The 18,260-nt window shown below is 48.2% G+C and carries 22 protein-coding genes; 12 read left to right on the forward strand and 10 right to left on the reverse strand.

The genetic code is table 11. The features are described 5' to 3' along the window. Window positions 1-67 precede the first annotated feature (67 nt). Genes trpD through H6F51_17845 form a run of 3 tightly spaced genes read left to right on the forward strand, consistent with a single transcriptional unit; the run spans window position 68 to window position 1,851 of the window. Window positions 68-1,105 (forward strand): anthranilate phosphoribosyltransferase, encoded by a 1,038-nt coding sequence (gene trpD, locus H6F51_17835; GenBank protein MBD1824334.1) that lies wholly within the window; start codon window positions 68-70, stop codon window positions 1,103-1,105. Between the two features lie 6 nt (window positions 1,106-1,111). Continuing rightward, window positions 1,112-1,528, forward strand: a complete 417-nt coding sequence (locus H6F51_17840) for a XisH family protein (protein ID MBD1824335.1) — start codon at window positions 1,112-1,114, stop codon at window positions 1,526-1,528. Continuing rightward, on the forward strand, window positions 1,516-1,851 hold the full coding sequence (locus tag H6F51_17845) for a XisI protein (protein MBD1824336.1): 336 nt from the start codon (window positions 1,516-1,518) through the stop codon (window positions 1,849-1,851). The genes H6F51_17840 and H6F51_17845 overlap by 13 nt, the downstream gene beginning before the upstream one ends. 373 nt (window positions 1,852-2,224) lie before the next feature. Here H6F51_17845 and H6F51_17850 read toward each other — a convergent pair whose 3' ends face one another. Both H6F51_17850 and H6F51_17855 read right to left on the reverse strand, forming a co-directional pair. Then, window positions 2,225-2,422: a hypothetical protein gene (locus H6F51_17850; GenBank protein ID MBD1824337.1), complete on the reverse strand. Its 198-nt coding sequence runs from the start codon at window positions 2,420-2,422 to the stop codon at window positions 2,225-2,227. Between the two features lie 87 nt (window positions 2,423-2,509). Further along, a complete protein-coding gene (locus H6F51_17855) occupies window positions 2,510-3,334 on the reverse strand; it encodes a creatininase family protein (GenBank protein MBD1824338.1) in 825 nt (274 codons plus the stop codon). Window positions 3,335-3,386: 52 nt separating this feature from the next. On the opposite strand from H6F51_17855, the gene H6F51_17860 reads away from it, so the two are divergent. Next, window positions 3,387-4,016 carry a cadmium resistance transporter gene (locus tag H6F51_17860; GenBank protein ID MBD1824339.1) on the forward strand — a complete coding sequence of 210 codons (630 nt, stop codon included), beginning with the start codon at window positions 3,387-3,389 and terminating at the stop codon, window positions 4,014-4,016. Here H6F51_17860 and H6F51_17865 read toward each other — a convergent pair. After that, on the reverse strand, window positions 4,013-4,300 hold the full coding sequence (locus tag H6F51_17865) for a DUF3288 family protein (GenBank protein MBD1824340.1): 288 nt from the start codon (window positions 4,298-4,300) through the stop codon (window positions 4,013-4,015). The genes H6F51_17860 and H6F51_17865 overlap by 4 nt on opposite strands. Window positions 4,301-4,357: 57 nt before the next feature. Here H6F51_17865 and H6F51_17870 point away from each other — a divergent pair, with 57 nt between their 5' ends. The 7 genes from H6F51_17870 to H6F51_17900 all read left to right on the forward strand — a co-directional run bounded on the left by H6F51_17870 (window position 4,358) and on the right by H6F51_17900 (window position 11,542). Then, on the forward strand, window positions 4,358-5,530 hold the full coding sequence (locus tag H6F51_17870; GenBank protein MBD1824341.1) for a pyridoxal phosphate-dependent aminotransferase: 1,173 nt from the start codon (window positions 4,358-4,360) through the stop codon (window positions 5,528-5,530). A 25-nt stretch (window positions 5,531-5,555) separates the two neighbouring features. Continuing rightward, a complete protein-coding gene (locus H6F51_17875) occupies window positions 5,556-6,014 on the forward strand; it encodes a VOC family protein (GenBank protein ID MBD1824342.1) in 459 nt (152 codons plus the stop codon). Between the two features lie 202 nt (window positions 6,015-6,216). After that, window positions 6,217-6,372, forward strand: a complete 156-nt coding sequence (locus H6F51_17880) for a hypothetical protein (protein ID MBD1824343.1) — start codon at window positions 6,217-6,219, stop codon at window positions 6,370-6,372. After that, a complete protein-coding gene (locus H6F51_17885; GenBank protein ID MBD1824344.1) occupies window positions 6,372-6,710 on the forward strand; it encodes a DUF952 domain-containing protein in 339 nt (112 codons plus the stop codon). Before H6F51_17880 ends, H6F51_17885 begins: the two co-directional genes overlap by 1 nt. Window positions 6,711-6,779: 69 nt before the next feature. After that, the gene (locus H6F51_17890) at window positions 6,780-8,498 is read left to right on the forward strand and encodes an ABC-F family ATP-binding cassette domain-containing protein (GenBank protein MBD1824345.1); all 1,719 of its coding nucleotides are present in this window, start codon (window positions 6,780-6,782) and stop codon (window positions 8,496-8,498) included. A gap of 251 nt (window positions 8,499-8,749) precedes the next feature. Beyond that, a complete protein-coding gene (locus tag H6F51_17895; protein MBD1824346.1) occupies window positions 8,750-10,348 on the forward strand; it encodes a 2,3-bisphosphoglycerate-independent phosphoglycerate mutase in 1,599 nt (532 codons plus the stop codon). Window positions 10,349-10,567: 219 nt separating this feature from the next. Next, window positions 10,568-11,542 carry a glutathione S-transferase family protein gene (locus tag H6F51_17900; protein MBD1824347.1) on the forward strand — a complete coding sequence of 325 codons (975 nt, stop codon included), beginning with the start codon at window positions 10,568-10,570 and terminating at the stop codon, window positions 11,540-11,542. On the opposite strand, the gene H6F51_17905 is transcribed toward H6F51_17900, so the two are convergent. Then, entirely contained in the window at window positions 11,533-12,117 is a 585-nt protein-coding gene (locus H6F51_17905; protein ID MBD1824348.1) for a DUF99 family protein, read from the reverse strand. The two genes, H6F51_17900 and H6F51_17905, sit on opposite strands and share 10 nt — an antisense overlap. A gap of 109 nt (window positions 12,118-12,226) precedes the next feature. Further along, a complete protein-coding gene (locus tag H6F51_17910) occupies window positions 12,227-12,865 on the reverse strand; it encodes a DUF2996 domain-containing protein (protein MBD1824349.1) in 639 nt (212 codons plus the stop codon). Window positions 12,866-12,943: 78 nt separating this feature from the next. Between H6F51_17910 and H6F51_17915 the strand changes: the two genes are divergently transcribed. Then, window positions 12,944-13,783 carry an alpha/beta hydrolase gene (locus H6F51_17915; GenBank protein ID MBD1824350.1) on the forward strand — a complete coding sequence of 280 codons (840 nt, stop codon included), beginning with the start codon at window positions 12,944-12,946 and terminating at the stop codon, window positions 13,781-13,783. A 61-nt stretch (window positions 13,784-13,844) separates the two neighbouring features. Here H6F51_17915 and H6F51_17920 read toward each other — a convergent pair whose 3' ends face one another. From H6F51_17920 to carA, 5 genes are all read right to left on the reverse strand, one after another. Beyond that, entirely contained in the window at window positions 13,845-14,126 is a 282-nt protein-coding gene (locus H6F51_17920; protein MBD1824351.1) for a DUF1816 domain-containing protein, read from the reverse strand. A 156-nt stretch (window positions 14,127-14,282) separates the two neighbouring features. Further along, on the reverse strand, window positions 14,283-15,938 hold the full coding sequence (rlmB, locus tag H6F51_17925; protein MBD1824352.1) for a 23S rRNA (guanosine(2251)-2'-O)-methyltransferase RlmB: 1,656 nt from the start codon (window positions 15,936-15,938) through the stop codon (window positions 14,283-14,285). A gap of 91 nt (window positions 15,939-16,029) precedes the next feature. Then, window positions 16,030-16,392, reverse strand: coding sequence for a ribonuclease III (locus H6F51_17930; protein ID MBD1824353.1), 363 nt, complete (start codon window positions 16,390-16,392; stop codon window positions 16,030-16,032). Window positions 16,393-16,554: 162 nt separating this feature from the next. Continuing rightward, a complete protein-coding gene (locus H6F51_17935) occupies window positions 16,555-16,926 on the reverse strand; it encodes an STAS domain-containing protein (GenBank protein ID MBD1824354.1) in 372 nt (123 codons plus the stop codon). 72 nt (window positions 16,927-16,998) lie between these two features. After that, the gene (gene carA / locus H6F51_17940; GenBank protein MBD1824355.1) at window positions 16,999-18,156 is read right to left on the reverse strand and encodes a glutamine-hydrolyzing carbamoyl-phosphate synthase small subunit; all 1,158 of its coding nucleotides are present in this window, start codon (window positions 18,154-18,156) and stop codon (window positions 16,999-17,001) included. Window positions 18,157-18,260 lie beyond the last annotated feature (104 nt).

Consider the following 18,260-nt stretch of genomic DNA (forward strand, 5'->3'; position numbering starts at 1 on the left):
AAGCTTCAAGAAAACCATTGCGTGAGATCATTTTCTACAGGATTTGAATCGTTCTCCCTCCTGACCTATGACTACCCCGGCTCTAGAAACCGCACAATGGTCTGAATTACTTCAGCAGCTTCTCGATCGCGACTCGCTCTCGCTCAATCAAGCTTCAACGTTGATGCAGGGATGGCTCAATGATGAGATTCCCCCAGTTTTATCGGGTGCAATTTTAGTGGCGTTGCAAGCAAAAGGTATTTCAGCGCCAGAACTCGCGGGAATGGCGAAAGTATTGCAGTCGCAAGCCCAGTTGATCGAGCGCCCCAATTTTTCTCTGATCGATACGTGCGGAACGGGTGGCGATGGTGCTTCTACATTCAATATCTCAACTGCCGTGGCGTTTGTGGCTTCAGCAGCCGGACTACGAGTGGCAAAGCATGGCAATCGATCGGCATCAAGTTTAGTGGGATCAGCAGATGTTCTCGAAGCGTTGGGCGTGAATTTGGGTGCAGACCCGGAGCGAATCCAGGCGGCAGTATCAGAAGTGGGCATCACGTTTTTATTTGCTCCGGGTTGGCATCCGGCGCTGAAGGTCGTGGCTCCGATGCGAAGAACGCTGAAAGTGCGGACGGTGTTTAATTTGCTAGGCCCGTTGGTGAATCCGTTACAGCCGACAGGACAAGTGATCGGAGTGTATAGTTCTGTGCTGTTAGAGCCGATCGCAGAAGCATTAAAGCTGTTGGGCAAGGAATCTGCGATCGTGCTGCACGGCAGAGAGCGACTCGATGAAGCAGGCTTGAGCGATCTGACTGACATTGCAGTATTGAACAATCAAGCGGTGGAACTGACGACGATCGATCCCCAAGCGCTTGGATTGCAGAAAGCCGCAACCGATGCCCTGCGAGGAGGGGATATCTCTGTGAATACGGAGATCTTACGATCGGTGCTGCAAGGGAAAGGAACGCAAGCTCAACAAGATGCTGTGACTTTGAATGCGGCATTAGCGCTGCGTGTGGGACAGGCGGTAGAGTCGTATGAGCAGGGAATTGATCAAGCAAGAGAAATCCTTAAGTCTGGTGCAGCATGGGATAAGTTAGCCCAACTCGTTGAATTCTTGAAGTAGGAGCTTATGCCAGCTCTTGACCTCTATCATCATGTTGTAAAACAGGCACTCACCAAGGATGGCTGGATCATTACCCATGATCCGCTCCATTTACGGTGGGGACGGAAAGATATGTATGTGGATTTAGGAGCAAAGCGGTTAATTGTTGCAGAACGAGCCGAAGAGAGAATTGCAGTTGAAGTGAAGAGCTTTACTGGAGACTCCGAAATGCAAGCTTTTCGCGATGCAATTGGACAATTTGCAATTTACCGATCGGTTCTACGTCGCACAAATCCTGAATACAAACTATATCTCGCTGTTCGCGATATCACGTACAGTTCTTTCTTTGAAGAACCGATCGGGCAACTTTTGATCGAAGATGAGGATCTCAAGCTGATTGTATTTGATGCGGAGCAAGAGGTAATTCAACAATGGAGAAGTTAGCGGAGTATCGCCGAATTATTCAAGCCGTTCTGATCCCATATACTGAAATTCCTTACTCGCATGGCGAGCTGATTTGCAAACCCATTTTTGATGAAAGCCGGGATAGTTATGTGCTGATGACGTTGGGATGGGATCGTAAAACGCGGGTTCACGGTTGTCTAGTTCACCTAGATATTATTGATGGCAAAATTTGGGTGCAACGGGATGAAACAGAAGATGGTGTGACTCGTGAATTGGTAGAAGCAGGTATTCCCAAACATGATATTGTTCTGGGCTTTCATCCTGCCGATGTGCGACCGCATACGGGATACGCGATCGCTTAACTATTTTTCTTGGCGCTCCACGACGAAAATCGCGTCTGTCTGATCTAAGCGGAGTTTCCCTTTTAAGGTGGGTTGAGTCTAAAGTGGATTGAGTCGTGGCTGCTCCGCTTGCTGCGATCGCAATTCAAGCTGCGATCGCAGCAAGCGGAGCAGCCTGAGATCTGCGCGGTTGTTCCCGATAGCTCTAAATTAAGCTATCGGAAAACCCAGTGAGAGAAGGTCTCTTTCTAGAAGCCGTTTGCTCTTGTGTTGATGCAGAGAATTCTAGAAGCGATCCGTTGAGATAAAGTCCGGGTAGAGTACACCTCAAAAGTATTTCTGCTGATCTTGCACTTGATCGGATTCATCCGCGAATCTTTACAATCAGTCTGCTCTAATAACTATCTTCTCCTGGAACTGCGAACGGGTCAGAATCCGCCAATTGCGCGAGTGAAGCGTCGCGAATCGCTTGCCAACGCAGAAGTAGTTCTTCGCCTTGCCAATCATTTGTAATGTAGTTTCTGACTGCCTCATCAAGTTCCTGCCTTGTCTGCAACACTTGACGAACGGGAACAACGATCGCATCTGCCATACAAACCTCCAGATAAGCTGTGCGATTTGTCTCCAATTTTACTGAGGTCTGGAGAAGTGCAATCCTATTTGCGACAAATACTTCAACTTATTCACACTTCCACGCAGTTGGTAATGAAAATTGATAAACATCTTCGAGGACTTGTACCCATCCATTCACTAGAGCGGTGAGAATGCGATCGCCCTTTTCTTTTGTGGCAGTTGTGGGATCGCCCAACACACCGCTGCGGCTCAAATCACGAGTCATCCAGGCAAACGGAAGCGCTCCTTCCATGCTGAGAACCCCTGCTTGCGGTTCACCCAGCGGATATTCGGCTTTAGCACGTTCCATTTTCACTTGATCCGGCAGGATTGAAAGTAGCAAACTCGTCTCAACATCGCCTGCATGAATTCCAAGTTCGAGTTCTTTTTCGCTGAAGAGTTCAGATGCAATCGCGCCGATCGTTGGAACTTTCCAAGTAAATAACGGAAACAAGGCAAAGTCTTCGTATTGCTGGTGCAAATCACGGGCAGCGATTTCGAGAATTTGCGGCTGCCCTCCGTGGGAATTGATGAATACTAACTTACGAAATCCAGCCCGATAAATGCTTTCTGCAACTTCAATTAGAACTGCGAGTAGGGTTTGAGTGCTGAGTGTGATCGTTCCGGGAAAGTGCCAATGTTCATTTGATTTGCCATAGTACAAAGGCGGTAAAGCATAGGCGGGAATGTTGGGATCAAGTTGAGATAATGCTTTACCCAAGACAGCGACACTAATAGCAGAATCCACCGCTAACGGTAAATGTGCGCCATGCTGCTCGATCGCGCCGATCGGCTGCACAATTACAACGTTCTCTTTGTTAGGCATTGATTCGATATCTGTCCAACTGAGATAGGGAAAATAGCGATCGCTGGGAATAAAACCGTGCATCATGGGGTTCCTAAGTCTGATACCGTTGATTTCAGATTGTAAGGTGTCTTGCTCGATGCTCTGGTTTCTCTCGACTGTTTTAACAGGGGCGATCGCGTTTGCGGCGACGAATATCGATGATTTGTTTGTCCTGATGCTGTTCTTTACTCAGGTCAATTCGTCTTTTACAAGAGCACACATCTATTTAGGACAGTATTTAGGATTTGCCGGAATTGTTGGGTGTAGCTTATTGGGATTTTTAGGTGGATTGTTGATCCCGCAGACTTGGATTGGTCTGCTAGGAGTTCTGCCAATTTGTCTGGGAATTCGGGCGATCGTAAGCCGAGAGGAAGAAGGTGAAATTCAAGGCGCAACGCTACCGGATCACCCAGTCACGAAGGTTTTATTGCGATTTTTTCAGCCACAGATCCTAAGTGTTGCGATCGTCACGTTTGCAAACGGTGGAGACAATATTGCAACCTACATTCCCCTGTTTGCCAGCTTAGAGTTACAGCGAATGATGATTGTGTTGACCGTATTTTTTAGCTTGGTTGCGGTGTGGTGTAGAGTTGCCGACTGGTTATCGCGTCATCCAGCGATCGCGCCTGTGCTGGAACAATACAACCGAATTTTAGTGCCGATCGTGCTGATTGGGTTAGGAATTTACATTTTGATCGAGAACGAAACCTGGAAAATTTTTGCTTAGCTCCAATCGTCGCGTTTTGCGCCGCGCCCTTTGTACGGTTGGGATTCTGCATGAATTTTGCGAGTTTTTTCAAACAAGACCTCCTCGGTTAAGTTCCACTGTTTGAGAACTTTGTCTAAATCCGCTTGAATGTCTCGCGCTCCAGGAAAGCCATTGTAGCGAATGCGAAGCCGCGCGAGTTCAGCAAGATTCAAATCGGTCGCTTCACCGCTCAGTAAACCATTCACAATCTCGCGATCGGTCTTCCACAACGGATGTTCTTGATCTTTTTGCTCTTGCGCCATAGCTCACTGCCGAAGGAATGTTCGATACCATGATAGGGCTTAGCGTTGTCAATTCTCATGAATTTCAATCGTCTTCCCTCTCGGATGCAAGCAGTTCAATCGCCGATTATCCCGATCGTCGGTGAACTGATCCGGCAACACCCTGGTACGATTTCACTCGGTCAAGGTGTGGTGAACTATCCGCCGCCTCAAAGTGCGATCGATCAAATCACCACGTTTCTCAGCAACCCAGCGAATCATAAATATCAAGCGGTTGAGGGAATTCCAGCATTGAAAGCGGCGATCGCACAGAAATTAACCACTGAAAACAAGATTGATTTGACTAATCGAGAAATTGTTGTCACCGCAGGCAGCAATATGGCGTTTCTGCATGTTGTTTTAGCCATTACTGATCCCGGTGATGAGATCATTCTGCAAACTCCGTTTTATTTCAATCACGAAATGGCGATCGAGATTGCGAGTTGTCGAGCTGTGTTAGTGCCAACAGATGAAAATTATCAGCTTCAGCCTGAGTTAATTCGAGCTGCCATCACCGATCGAACTCGTGCGATCGTCACCATTTCCCCGAATAATCCAACAGGTGCAGTGTACTCCGAATTTGCATTGCGAGAAGTGAATCAATTGTGTCGTGAATCGAATTGCTTTCACATTACCGATGAAGCTTACGAATATTTCACTTATGGCGTTGATCATTTCTCTGCTGCCAGCATTGGCGATAGTGCTAACCATACGATCTCAATCTTTAGTTTATCTAAAGCGTATGGCTTTGCCAGTTGGCGCATTGGATATATGGTCATTCCGGCTTACTTGCTCGAATCAGTGCAGAAAATTCAGGATACGAATGTGATTTGTCCTGCTGTGGTTTCTCAATATGCAGCACTAGGAGCATTGCAGGCAGGACGATCGTACTGCGAAGAAAAACTTGTATCCATTTCTCAAGTCCGCGACATTGTTTTAGCTGAACTCGAATCGATTCGTCATTTCTGTACCGTTCCAAAAGCAGATGGCGCATTCTATTTTCTGCTCAAAGTTCACACCGAACTAGACACAATGGAACTCGTAAAACGACTGATTCAAGATCACCAAGTTGCTGTACTTCCAGGGTTTACCTTTGGACTAGAAAATGGTTGTTATTTGCGTGTGGGATATGGCGCACTCGAAAAAGAAACCGCGATCGAAGGCATTCAGCGACTTGTCACCGGATTGAAAACGATCGTCGAGACACGCTAGAACATTAAAAAATGCGGTGTTAATTATGCTCTCTACTTCCGAATCGATCGCTTCCTTAACAGGCTGTTTACGTCAGGTGCATCACCTCGCTCTGAACGTCAAAGATATGCAAGCATCTCGCCATTTTTACGGCACAGTTTTAGGCTTGCATGAACTCACTGGATCAGAAGTTCCCGAAACGCTGAAAAACGCAGTTGCTTCTGGGAAAGTTGCCAACTTCAAAACACCAGATGGCACCATTATTGATTTGTTTTGGGAACCCGATTTAACTCCGCCTGATCCCGATCCCAAAAAAGGCTTTACCCGAATGAATCATTTTGCGTTTGACATCGCACCGGAGTTGTTCGATCGGGCTGTTGAAGTGCTGCATCACTATCACGTGGCGATCGATCATGGCCCTGTATCTCGCCCAACCGGACGCGGAATTTATTTCTACGATCCGGATGGCTTTATGTTAGAAATTCGTTGCAATCCTTCACCTTAAGTTACAGTTTTGTCCTCACTCATTTCTTCTGTTCTCTGTTTGCTGACCTGACTCATTTTCACCAACCTAAAGTGAGTCAGATCACTCCATTTCCTGCAAACTTATAAGACTCTAAAGATACGCGATGTGCATCAAATGTGGGTAAGATCATTCAAAAGGTAGATGCACGATTTGCCTTCCTGAAAATTGAGCGAGGTTCGAGATGCTAGAAAAACTTCTACAAGCGATCGTCATTACTGCGCTTCTGACATTGTTCGCAGGCATTAGCGCACCCAAACCGAAAGAGGCTCCGACTTCATTTTTTAACACCTTCTCCCTCTCGCTTCTCACTTTGGGATCAATGGGATCAATAAACTAATGCTCCTGCACATTACAGAGCGCGATGCTGCAATTGCGGCTCAACAATCCGGAGCCTATCGGGCTGATTCGCTTGAGACGGAAGGATTTATTCACTGCTCCACACCGGATCAAGTGATTTGGGTTGCAAATCAATTTTATCGAGGAAAAACTTCATTGGTTTTGCTCGTGATTGATCCCGATCGCGTTCGTGCAGAAATCAAATATGAAGCGGTCGAAGGAGTCGGAGAGTTTCCGCATCTTTATGGTGAACTGAATACAGAGGCGATCGTGCAGATCGTTGATTTTCCGCCGAATGCAGACGGATCATTCACGCTACCGAAACAGTTCGCAACTTAAAGATCGAATTGGGTTAGGGTTTGTTAAGATTCTAGAACTTGCCTGCATTCCTAACCCTTGGAGTTTCTTATGTTGCGACTAGAGCACGTCAGCAAAATTTATTCGACTGGCGAAGTTCTTAAAGATGTGAATTGGGAGGTTAAACCGGGCGATCGCATCGGTCTGGTTGGCGTGAACGGAGCAGGCAAATCTACTCAGCTAAAAATCATTGCAGGCGAGATCGAACCGACTGACGGAGAAGTCATCCGCCCTGCCAGTTTGCACATCGCTTATCTTACGCAAGAATTTGAAGTCGACCCAACTCGAACCGTGCGCGAAGAATTTTGGCGGGCGTTCAAGGAAGCCAACGAAGTGCATGAAGCCCTGACCCAAGTTCATTGTGCGATGGAAACCGCGACCCCCGAAGAATTAGACAAGCTGCTGAACAAAATGGATCGCTTGCAGCGTCAATTCGAGGCGATGGACGGGTACGGCTTAGAAACTCGAATCGAGAAGATTCTGCCCGAAATGGGATTTGATCCTGACGATGGCGATCGCTTAGTCAGTGCGTTTAGCGGCGGCTGGCAAATGCGAATGAGCTTAGGAAAAATTCTGCTGCAATCTCCGGATCTGCTGCTGCTTGACGAGCCGACCAACCATTTGGATTTGGAGACGATCGAATGGCTGGAGAACTACCTCAAGGAATTATCGACTCCGATGGTGATTGTGTCGCACGATCGCGAATTTCTCGATCGCCTCTGTACCCAAATTGTAGAAACCGAGCGCGGCATATCGGCAACGTACCTTGGCAATTACTCCGCTTATCTGCAACAAAAGCAAGAACAACGAGACGCGCAACTGAGCGCCTTTGAGCGGCAGCAAAAGGAATTAGAAAAGCAGCAAGCGTTTGTCGATCGCTTCCGCGCCAGCGCCACCCGTAGCACTCAGGCAAAAAGCCGAGAAAAACAACTCGACAAGATCGAGCGGATTGAAGCTCCCGATTCTGATGTCAGAACCCTACATTTCCGTTTTCCGCCTGCGTCTCGAAGCGGTCGTGAAGTGGTGATCATCGAAGATCTCACGCATATGTATGGCGATAAAATTCTATTTTTAGGAGCAGAATTGCTCATCGAACGTGGGGATCATGTCGCGATTTTAGGGCCGAATGGAGCCGGAAAATCAACGCTGCTGCATCTGATGACCGGAAGCGAACAACCTGTCGAGGGCACCGTTAAGTTAGGGGATCATAATGTAATTCCCAGTTACTTCGAGCAGAACCAAGCCGAAGCGCTAGATCTAAACAAAACCGTGATCGACACGATTCACGATGAAGTTCCGGACTGGAAAAATGAGGAAGTTCGTACCCATTTAGGGCGATTTCTGTTCAGTGGTGACACCGTTTTTAAGAGAGTAGAAGCGCTCAGCGGTGGCGAAAAAGCGAGGCTGGCACTGGCAAAAATGCTGCTTCAACCCGCCAATTTACTCATTCTTGATGAGCCGACCAATCACTTAGATATTCCAGCCAAAGAAATGCTGGAAGAAGCCATTCAGAACTATGATGGCAGCGTTGTGATTGTGTCGCACGATCGCTATTTCATCTCGAAAACTGCAAATAAAATTGTTGAGATTCGAGACGGTGAACTCCGCCTGTACCGAGGCGATTACCACTATTATTTAGAGAAAATCGCTGAAGAAAAAGAGAAAGCAAAGCTAGCTGCAATCGAGGCTGAAAAAGCCGCGAAAGTTGCTGAAAAACGCACTAAACAAAAAGCCAAAGAGAAGGAAAAAAAAGCTCAAAAAAGCGCGTAATTTTTGGCGAAACCCGCTACTATTCAAAAAATAAGAACTTGCGATCGATGGTTTGCTATGAGAATGTTGACTGATAGCAAGCCATTTATTGTTGGGTGAATTCCCTGCTGTGATTTGTTGAACTGATAAGATTCTTAAGAAATCATTAATAAAATAACTGATTAAGAATCTTCAGGGGCATGGAAAAGGGAATGGTCACGATAGCAATGGTATGATTTGCGGAGAATATTTCAGTGAAAGGGCAGAACAATATGGGGCAACCGCCTGTTTCTCCTGTGGTGCTTGTTATTCTGGATGGCTGGGGCTACCGCGAGAGCCGCGATGGAAATGCGATCGCGCAAGCCAATACGCCAGTCATGAATAGCTTGTGGGCAGCGTATCCTCACACGCTAATTCGCACATCTGGAAAAGATGTCGGATTGCCAGACGGTCAGATGGGCAATTCGGAAGTCGGACACCTCAATTTAGGCGCAGGGCGCGTCGTTCCTCAAGAATTGGTCAGAATTTCTGATGCAGTCGAAGATAAAAGCCTGCTGCAAAATCCAAAATTAGTCGAAATTTGCCAGGAAGTGTCTTCGCACCAGACGAAGTTACATCTCGTGGGCTTGTGTTCAGAGGGCGGGGTTCACTCTCACATTTCGCACTTGGTCGGCTTGCTAGAACTTGCAAAAGCACAAGGGATCGAAGAAGTCTGCATTCACGCGATTACCGACGGGCGCGACACCACGCCGATGTCAGCGTTATCAGAGATCCAAAAGTTTCAGCTAGAAATCGATCGTCTCGGTGTCGGTCGGATTGTGACGATTAGTGGTCGCTATCATGCAATGGATCGAGATCGTCGCTGGGATCGAGTTGAAAAAGCCTATAAAGTCATGACCGAGAGCGGCGAAGGCACTGGGCAAAGCGCGATCGAGGTGCTGAAGGCTTCCTATGCGGCAGGTGTAACCGATGAGTTTGTCGAACCGGTGCGGATTGCACCGGGAGCCGTGGAACCGGGAGACGGGGTAATTTTCTTCAATTTCCGTCCCGATCGGGCGCGTCAACTCACTCAAGCATTCGTTGATCCCAAGTTCAATGGATTTGAGCGATCACAGATTTCGCCGCTCTCGTTTGTCACTTTTACGCAGTATGATCCTTCGCTTTCGGTCAAAGTTGCGTTTGAGCCACAGAACTTTAACAACATTTTGGGCGAGGTCGTTGCGCGGCATGGATTACGCCAACTCCGCACCGCTGAAACGGAAAAATATGCTCATGTGACGTATTTCTTCAACGGTGGGCTAGAAGAGCCTTTCCCCGGAGAAGATCGGGAACTGGTGCCAAGTCCGATGGTGCTGACCTACGACAAAAAACCTGCGATGTCAGCCGAAAAAGTTACCGAAGGCGCGATCGCAGCCATTGAGAAACGTATCTACTCAATGATCATTCTCAATTACGCCAATCCTGATATGGTCGGACATACAGGACAGATCGAAGCGACGATTACGGCGCTTGAAACGGTTGATCGATGTTTGGGTCGCTTGCTCGAAGCGATTAATCGCGCCGGCGGAACTGCGTTGATCACAGCCGACCACGGGAATGCTGAACAGATGTACGACGAAAATCACAATCCCTGGACAGCTCACACGACAAACCCCGTTCCCTTCATTTTGGTGGAAGGCGAAGGTTTAAAGATTCCGGGACATGGAACTGAAGTGTCACTACGAGATGATGGACGATTAGCGGATGTCGCACCAACCATTCTCGATATTCTGAGACTACCGATTCCTGAAGAAATGACGGGTCGATCTCTGATTCAGAAAGCTGAGTTTGATGTCAGAGCAAACCGGACTCCGGTGAAAATTGCACGATAATCGGCTCTCGCACTAATCTGTCCCCTTTGTCGGATTGGGTTCTGTAAATTGGATTCAGTCTTACAGAGGGGATCGGTTTTTATTGCGAAAAGAAGCCTGCCAGCAATAGCGGGATCAGTAGAACTGCGATCGCAACAACTAATAAAGTTCCAGCATCAACATCAATTACATTTTTCGGCTTATTATCCATAATTTGAATTATTGCGCTGGTCTCATCCTATGCCTCCAAAGCTGATCATTCAACTAGGGCGTTTTGTTTGGACGACGATGTGGCGGATTATGATGTCCAAACTTGCGCCGCGTGATGCGTCTGGTGCTTATACTCGTCCTGAAAGCCAGTTTCGGGATCGCATTGGATCAGAGAATTACCCCGCCGCTTCAGGACGCTATAAGCTATTCGTGGGAATGAGTTGTCCTTGGGCGCATCGCACCTTAGTCACACGATCGCTGAAAGGATTGGAAGCCGCGATCGCGGTCTCAATCGTCTCTCCTTCTCCGGAGAATGGCGGCTGGATTTTAGAGAAACCTGAGTTTGGCTGCTCTACTTTAACGGAACTCTATCGGTTAGCAAAACCAGGGTATACAGGGCGATCGACCGTTCCAGTGCTGTGGGATTGTGAAACAAATACGATCGTCAATAATGAAAGTTCTGAAATTATTGTGATGCTCAATGCTGAGTTGAACGAATTTGCAGCGCATCCAGAAATTGATTTATATCCAGAAGCATTACGCGATCAGATCGATCGCTGGAATCTAAAAACTTATAATCCAGTCAACAATGGCGTTTATCGGTGTGGATTTGCTCAAACACAAGCTGCTTATGAATCCGCTTGCAACGAGTTATTTACAACGCTGGATGCGATCGACAACACATTAGAAAAAAATCGCTACCTCTGTGGTGATACTCTAACGCTTGCAGATATTCGCCTCTTTACAACGCTATTTCGCTTTGATGCTGCTTATTACGGCATTTTCAAGTGTAGCCGCCGCCGCATTCAAGATTATGCAAATTTAGGCGCGTATGTTCGAGATATTTATCAGCTTCCTAGCGTTGCGGAAACGTGCGACTTACAAGCGATAAAACGAGACTATTACGGTAATCTATTTCCGCTTAATCCAGGTGGGATCATTCCGATCGATAGCGATTCCCAAAACTTACTCGCACCTCACAACCGGGATCGGATTTACGCCTGATGACCACTTTCGCCGTTAATAACAGCCGAAGCAATTAGATGCGCTAATCTTAAGGCTTCGGGAACATGACCCCGATCGGTTAATCTCGCTAACACTCGCGCTGTCGTGTCCGGTGCTGCACCCTGAACTTGAAACACAAACGGCGGCGACTGATAGATTTCCCCCGCTCGCGCAATCAACTTTAATCGGCGTTCTGGCTCTGGCAATCGTCTAAGCGCGTATTCAACCTTCTCTAACTTCGGATAGCGACGCATTACGCTCACACAGGGACGATCGATCTCACCCGATAATGCAGGCAAATCCACCACATTAAAGCCCCCTAGCGAAATCCCGTCGAGCAGCACAATATGAGCTTGGGGTAAAAACTTACTGTTTAACAGAATGTTTGCGATCGTCTCGGTGGCATTCCAACCATCCGGCTCAATCTGTCCCCACAACATCCCCTCAAATCGTGTCCCGGCACAAACCACGCCCGCGATCGACACAGGTTCTCCGGACTTGCGGATAAACGGTGCATCATCAAACCCGATCGCTCGAATCAATCGACGCTGTTCTAATAATGCTTCTAGCTCCATTGCAGTCTACTTCAGCTTTTCCCCACCAGAATAGATCAGCAGATCGCCAGAACCCCGCAAAAAGCCCTCGATCGGAAACTCACGATCGAGGGCTTTCTAAGCTTTCATCTTAGTTGCGAGCTAACCACTTCTGACCGTTCAGGCGTTGAACTGTACCAAACACCAGCAGATCTAGCGTAACTTTGCGCTCATCAATCAAAAAAGATTCCAGAGTGCTAAGACGATCGCCCTCTGCACAAGCAAATCCTTTCAAACCATTGATATTTTCATCGAAAAAATAGATATTAAATTCCCGCAATTGCTTATAGCTCGGTTGCCATTTGCCAATCACCTGCCAGCACTCCGGCGCTTGGTCGTAACCCTTAATTGGAATCTTGCGCTTCTCGAAATGCAGTTCCAGCGATCGCGTTCCCAGGTTCTCTAATCCTTGCTTCAAAGCAGGCAAATAATCTTGTTGAATAAAGTCACCGAAAGGCTTATCCTCAACGCCTGGAGCCTTTTCTTTCTTCGCCTTCGCAGGCTTGATTCCCGCATCTTCTTTTGGAGCCTTTCCGGTTGCGGGATTCGCTGCGTTAGGATTATCTCCAGCATTTACGGCAGTGGGATCAGGTGCGTTTGCCGTCGGAATCTCCGTGGTGGTGGGTACATCTTCCCCATGCAGGTTTTCTTTGACGACATCGGGTACATTTTCGCCCACCGTCGGGGGGAGTTCCGATTCGCCTTGAGGCTTGGTTTCTTCCGTTGCCATAACACCAGTTTGTTTGCGAGTATTCGTCTCTCATGATATCGGAGAGCGGGAAGCGAACGTTGAGAATTAGGGGTAGAAATGAATCGATTTTCTTTAAAGGTATGGATTGATGGAGCGGGCTATCCGATCGTTTGTCTACATGGACATCCGGGATCGGGTCGCAGTATGAGCGTATTTACTCAACATTTATCAAAGCGGTTTCAAACGATCGCGCCCGACCTACGCGGCTATGGTCAGTCAAAAACCCGCGCCAATTTTGTCATGCTCGATCACCTGGATGATTTGCAAGGGGTGTTGGAGCAGTACGGCATCGATCGTGCCTTAATCCTCGGCTGGTCGCTCGGTGGAATTGTTGCGCTCGAACTTGCCGCCCGCTTCCCCGAAAAAGTGAGCGGTTTGATTCTCGTTGCTACGTCTGCGCGCCCCTGGGGAAATCATCCTCGAATTAGCCTGCAAGACAATCTCTATACTGGGATCGCTGCCTTGTTGAATGTGATTAAACCTGGATGGCGCTGGAATATTGACACCTTTGCAAAGCGATCGCTCTTCCGGCACCTCATTCAGCAGCACACCCCCGCAACCTACCGATACATCGCGAGTGATGCAGTCTATGCTTTTCTGAATACCTCGGTCGCTGCAAATCGAGCGCTGAATGCAGCACTAAGCGAAGGGTATTATCGAGTGCAAAACTTTGAAAAGATTACCTGTCCGGTGCTGATGTTAGCGGGTGAACATGATCGCCACATTACCGCAGCGTCAAGTCTTGAAACCGCAAAACATCTGGCGAACTGTGAATGTAAAGTCTATTCCGACACAGCACACCTGCTGCCGTGGGAAATTCCGAATCAAATTCTAATGGATATCGATCAATGGCTCGATCGACATCCCGAAGTGTATCAGTCCGAAGTGTGTCAGTAGCTGGAAAGACGCGATCGCACATCGCGTCTTTCCCAAGCGCTTTGCCAGCTTATGCTTAATACTAATACTGACCGCTCAAAACACCGGGCATCTTGTTAAACCCCACATCCGCTTTCTCATCGTAAATGGTGAGATTCGAGGGCTTACAGCGTTTGATCGTGATTTTGATGTTGGTCGCGCCTTCGCGCTCCAAATCTTCGAGATAGCCCGACTGGTGACTTTGAGCCATTTTCTTGTTGGGAAAAGGGCCGAAATAGTAGACGCATCGGGGGCTATCAGTCGTGATCTCAACCCACCAAGCAAGACCGATCGAGCTAAGAAAACCTGTCAAGAGTTCATTCATAAGCTAGCTAATTCAATCAAAGAACGACCTGCGATCCGCAGCGAACATCGTCAGAGGGGAAAGCTACCAGTGCATCAGATTCAATCTTGCAACAGAATGCTGGGAGATTGTTGTGCTTGATGCTCCAAATCGGAGTTCAAGTCTCTTTATACTCCGTCACACTTGATTTTTCAATCCGATCGATGTCTTAAATCCATCCAGATGGATGGTGTTCTCCCAGCGTTGACGGTACACCTCATAGAGTGCCATTCCTGCTGCAACTGAGGCATTGAGGCTAGGCGTAGTGCCCTGTAGTGGAATTGAAACCAGTACATCGCATCCGCGCTGCGTCATCAATCCTAAACCTTCCCCTTCTGCACCAACAACCAACACCGAGGCTTTAGCAAATTTGACGGTATGAACTGGCTGGCTTGATTCGGAAGCTGTACCATAAATCCAGAATCCAGCCGCTTTGAGGTCTTCCAGCGCACGAGCCAGATTGACCACTCTAGCTACAGGAAGCTTTTCGATCGCGCCTGCTGCCACTTTCATCACGGTTGAAGTTACGCCCACCGCACGACGCTGCGGAATCACGATTCCCTGTGCTCCTAACGCTTCAGCCGTCCGGATAATTGCGCCTAAGTTGTGGGGGTCGGTAATGCTATCTGCAACCACGATCACAGGCTGATCGGTTGCAGCTTTCGCACGAACAATCAAATCACCAAGATCAGTGTACTCATAAGCTGCAATTTGCGCTGCGATCCCCTGATGATTTGCACCATGTGTTAGCTGATCTAATCGCTTTGGTGTGACTTCATCGATGACTGTTCCGTTTGCTTTCGCTTGATTCAGCAATGAAAGATAGCGGGGATCATAGTGAAGCTTTTCTGTAATCCAGATGCGATTAAGCGATCGCTCCCCTTGCAGCGCACTTAACACCGGATGACGACCATAGATTAGATCGGGAGCTTCGTTGCTTTCAAATGGCTCATCATGCGACACAAAATGCTGCGGGATATCATCGCGGGCTTGCTCGGCTAAATGGTCAGGCTTGCGGGGAGCGAAGCTATCGCGTCTCTCAAATCTCGCACTGCCGTCATTTCGAGGACGATCAAAGTTCCGTTCTCTTCGTTCCCCGTTAAATTCGCTTCTGGGACGATCGAAGCTGCGTTTTTCACCATTGGGGCGATCAAAGTTCCGTTCTCTTCGTTCTCCATTGAATTCGCCTTTCGGACGATCGAAGCTGCGTCTTTCACCATTGGGGCGATCGAAATTCCGCTCTCTTCGTTCTCCGTTGAATTCGCCTTTTGAACGATCGAAACTACGTCTTTCACCGCTGGGGCGATCGAAATTCCGCTCTCTTCGTTCTCCGTTGAATTCGCCTTTTGAACGATCGAAGCTGCGTCTTTCACCGTTGGGGCGATCGAAATTCCGCTCTCTTCGTTCTCCGTTGAATTCGCCCCTCGGACGATCAGAATCCCGTCCGCGCCGCTCTCCATTGAAATCATCTCTAGGACGATCGCGCTTCTCAAATCGCCGATCGTCGTTTCTGGGACGATCAAAACTTCTTTCTTTGCGTTCGTAGCGTCTTTCACCGCTTGAGTCTGAGCGACCCCGATTAGAGCCGTCAGCACCGGCACTGCGCTGATCTCGATCCCCATCGAAGCTGCGGTCGCGCTTTTCAAATCGGCGATCGTCAGTTTTAGGGCGATCAAAGCTTCCCTCGCTGTTGCGTTTGGGATTGCCCGACTTTTTGAAATTGGGTTTTTTACCGCCAAAGTCACGATTTGACCGACCTTGTGAGCCAGCGTTGCGGTTATTGGGAGTAGCCATAGTAATTTAATCCTGGTTGAAGAGGCAGAAGGAACAGGCAAAAAGACGACAAAGAAAAGCGATCACGTCAAATCTTGCTTTTTCTAATTTTTTACTTAAGGTTGAGAAACCCTAACAATTCAAACAAGCGGGCAGGGTCAGTCAAATACAGATAGCCAATTAGGGCTTCTAGGCTGGTGGCGTGTTGGTAAATTTCGGGGTCAAGTCGTTTTGGGCGATTTACAGCAGCATTGCGTCCCCGCTTGAGAAACTCATGTTCAGACTCGCTTAAATGGGGCATGAGCGATCGCAGGTGCAAGGCTTGGGTTTCTGCCCTCACGTTCGACACAACTTGTTGATGATAGACTTCAGAACGCTTCGGTGGCAACAGACAACGCCTCCGAATATACAGTTCGTAAACTGCATCGCCTAAATACGCGAACGCAGCCGGAGAGAGCCGCTGGATCTCAGACATCGATGGCGCAGGCAAGCCTGTAGATAATTCTAGAACCCCTAACTCATTCGATGAGATCACATCTTTTCCGACTCCGTAAGACGCTTTTTTATCGTAACAGACTACGAAAAAAACCGACTATCCAACCATTTGGACAGCGGTTCTTTTCTGAGATGATGCGACTTAGGCAGATTGAACATTCTCGATCGCGGTTTCCACGGACGGTTGCAGCGCCAAAAATTGTTCTAAACGAACAAGCTTGACCGTCTGTGTGACTCGCGCATTCGTCACAATCTGTAAGGTTCCCGATGCCTGCTGCGCTTTTTTGGCAACTTGCACCAAAGCGCCCAGACCGGAACTATCAACAAAGTCAATTTTAGACAGATCTAAAATGACGTGTTTAGGGCCGTCTTCAACGCATTTTGTCAGAACTTTCCGGAAGGTTGGTTCAGAAAAAGCATCAAGTTGCCCGACGAGGCGAAAGAGTTGATATGTATTGTCCCTAACTTCGCGTGTGCCTCGAAGACTGACTGTTAGGGTTAGTTGCTCAGGAATAGCCCCCTCCTACCGCGTTTAAACTCTAAATTTAATTTGACGCTCCAGTATACACCGTTGCAGCAATATTTTCTATTGCCTGATTTCTGATTGTTTATGTTCGCGCATCGATCGCACGAAATTTTCAAATAGATAATCAGCATCGTGTGGCCCAGGACTCGCCTCCGGATGATACTGCACTGAGAACATCGGCAGGGTTTTATGCCGTAATCCGGCAACGGTGCGATCGTTGAGATTCAGGTGAGTGATTTCGATCGAGGCATCCGGGAGCGAATCGGCAGCGAGCGCAAAACCGTGATTTTGGCTGGTGATTTCGATTTGCTGGGTCAGACCGCAGGGTTGATTCAAGCCGCGATGTCCGAACTTGAGCTTAAAGGTTTCGGCACCCAGTGATAAGCCGAGAATTTGGTGTCCCATACAAATTCCGAAAACGGGCTTCTCAGCCTTCAAGAGTGCTTTTGTAGTTTCGATGCCCTCGGTGACAGCAGCCGGATCGCCCGGCCCGTTCGAGAGAAAGATTCCGTCTGGATTATACTTAAGGACTTCTTCAGGCGGAGTGTTGACCGGAACAACGATCACACGGCAGCCATAACTCGCAAGCCGTCGCAGAATATTGCGCTTGATGCCGAAATCGATCGCAACCACAGTCATCGGGTCTTCAAGGCTCGAAGCAGTCGAGCTAAATTCCCAAATCGTCTCGGTTTTTTCTGACCATTCGTAAACTTGGGTCGTACTGACTTCTTTGACGAGGTTCAATCCTGCCATGCTCGGTGCGTTCTGCACTTGTTCGAGCAGTTCGCTGGGGTCGAGCACTTCGGTTGAAATCGCGCCGTTCATTGCACCCGCCGATCGTAGTTTTCGCGTTAGGGCACGAGTATCGATGCCGTAGATGCCGAGTAAGTGGTGCTGTTTGAGATAGTCGGGCAGGGATTGCGTCGATCTCCAGTTGCTCGGACGTTCGCAAATATTTCGGGCAATCACGCCCCGGACATGCGGCACGTCGGATTCTTCATCGTCGGGATTTACGCCCGTATTGCCCAGTTCTGGATAGGTGAATGTCACAATCTGACCCCGATAGCTTGGATCAGTCATGACTTCTTGATAACCCGTCATTCCGGTATTGAACACGACTTCTCCGATCGTGGTTCCCGTTGCACCGAACGAGTAACCCTGATAAGTTGTGCCATCAGCCAGCACAAGTAACGCAGGTTGAGCAGAGGACATAAACACAGTCAATTACAAAGATCTCATCATTATTATCATGTCTATTGCGGCTTGCAAGGGGTCTCTAAGCTTTTGCACAGAATTCTAGGGAACTCTAAGACGGTCAGGAT

The sequence above is a fragment of the Cyanobacteria bacterium FACHB-DQ100 genome (assembly GCA_014695195.1).
In the GTDB taxonomy this organism is placed as follows: Bacteria; Cyanobacteriota; Cyanobacteriia; order Leptolyngbyales; family Leptolyngbyaceae; genus Leptolyngbya.

Coding starts and splice junctions, on each gene's coding strand:
- trpD (MBD1824334.1), top strand. CDS start 68: ATGACTACCCCGGCTCTAGAAACCGCACAATGGTCTGAATTACTTCAG.
- H6F51_17855 (MBD1824338.1), bottom strand. CDS start 3,334: ATGATGCACGGTTTTATTCCCAGCGATCGCTATTTTCCCTATCTCAGT.
- H6F51_17900 (MBD1824347.1), top strand. CDS start 10,568: ATGCCTCCAAAGCTGATCATTCAACTAGGGCGTTTTGTTTGGACGACG.
- H6F51_17870 (MBD1824341.1), top strand. CDS start 4,358: ATGAATTTCAATCGTCTTCCCTCTCGGATGCAAGCAGTTCAATCGCCG.
- H6F51_17930 (MBD1824353.1), bottom strand. CDS start 16,392: ATGTCTGAGATCCAGCGGCTCTCTCCGGCTGCGTTCGCGTATTTAGGC.
- H6F51_17860 (MBD1824339.1), top strand. CDS start 3,387: ATGCTCTGGTTTCTCTCGACTGTTTTAACAGGGGCGATCGCGTTTGCG.
- H6F51_17885 (MBD1824344.1), top strand. CDS start 6,372: ATGCTCCTGCACATTACAGAGCGCGATGCTGCAATTGCGGCTCAACAA.
- H6F51_17910 (MBD1824349.1), bottom strand. CDS start 12,865: ATGGCAACGGAAGAAACCAAGCCTCAAGGCGAATCGGAACTCCCCCCG.
- H6F51_17880 (MBD1824343.1), top strand. CDS start 6,217: ATGCTAGAAAAACTTCTACAAGCGATCGTCATTACTGCGCTTCTGACA.
- H6F51_17890 (MBD1824345.1), top strand. CDS start 6,780: ATGTTGCGACTAGAGCACGTCAGCAAAATTTATTCGACTGGCGAAGTT.
- H6F51_17915 (MBD1824350.1), top strand. CDS start 12,944: ATGAATCGATTTTCTTTAAAGGTATGGATTGATGGAGCGGGCTATCCG.
- H6F51_17865 (MBD1824340.1), bottom strand. CDS start 4,300: ATGGCGCAAGAGCAAAAAGATCAAGAACATCCGTTGTGGAAGACCGAT.
- H6F51_17850 (MBD1824337.1), bottom strand. CDS start 2,422: ATGGCAGATGCGATCGTTGTTCCCGTTCGTCAAGTGTTGCAGACAAGG.
- H6F51_17875 (MBD1824342.1), top strand. CDS start 5,556: ATGCTCTCTACTTCCGAATCGATCGCTTCCTTAACAGGCTGTTTACGT.
- H6F51_17840 (MBD1824335.1), top strand. CDS start 1,112: ATGCCAGCTCTTGACCTCTATCATCATGTTGTAAAACAGGCACTCACC.
- H6F51_17845 (MBD1824336.1), top strand. CDS start 1,516: ATGGAGAAGTTAGCGGAGTATCGCCGAATTATTCAAGCCGTTCTGATC.
- H6F51_17905 (MBD1824348.1), bottom strand. CDS start 12,117: ATGGAGCTAGAAGCATTATTAGAACAGCGTCGATTGATTCGAGCGATC.
- rlmB (MBD1824352.1), bottom strand. CDS start 15,938: ATGGCTACTCCCAATAACCGCAACGCTGGCTCACAAGGTCGGTCAAAT.
- H6F51_17920 (MBD1824351.1), bottom strand. CDS start 14,126: ATGAATGAACTCTTGACAGGTTTTCTTAGCTCGATCGGTCTTGCTTGG.
- H6F51_17895 (MBD1824346.1), top strand. CDS start 8,750: ATGGGGCAACCGCCTGTTTCTCCTGTGGTGCTTGTTATTCTGGATGGC.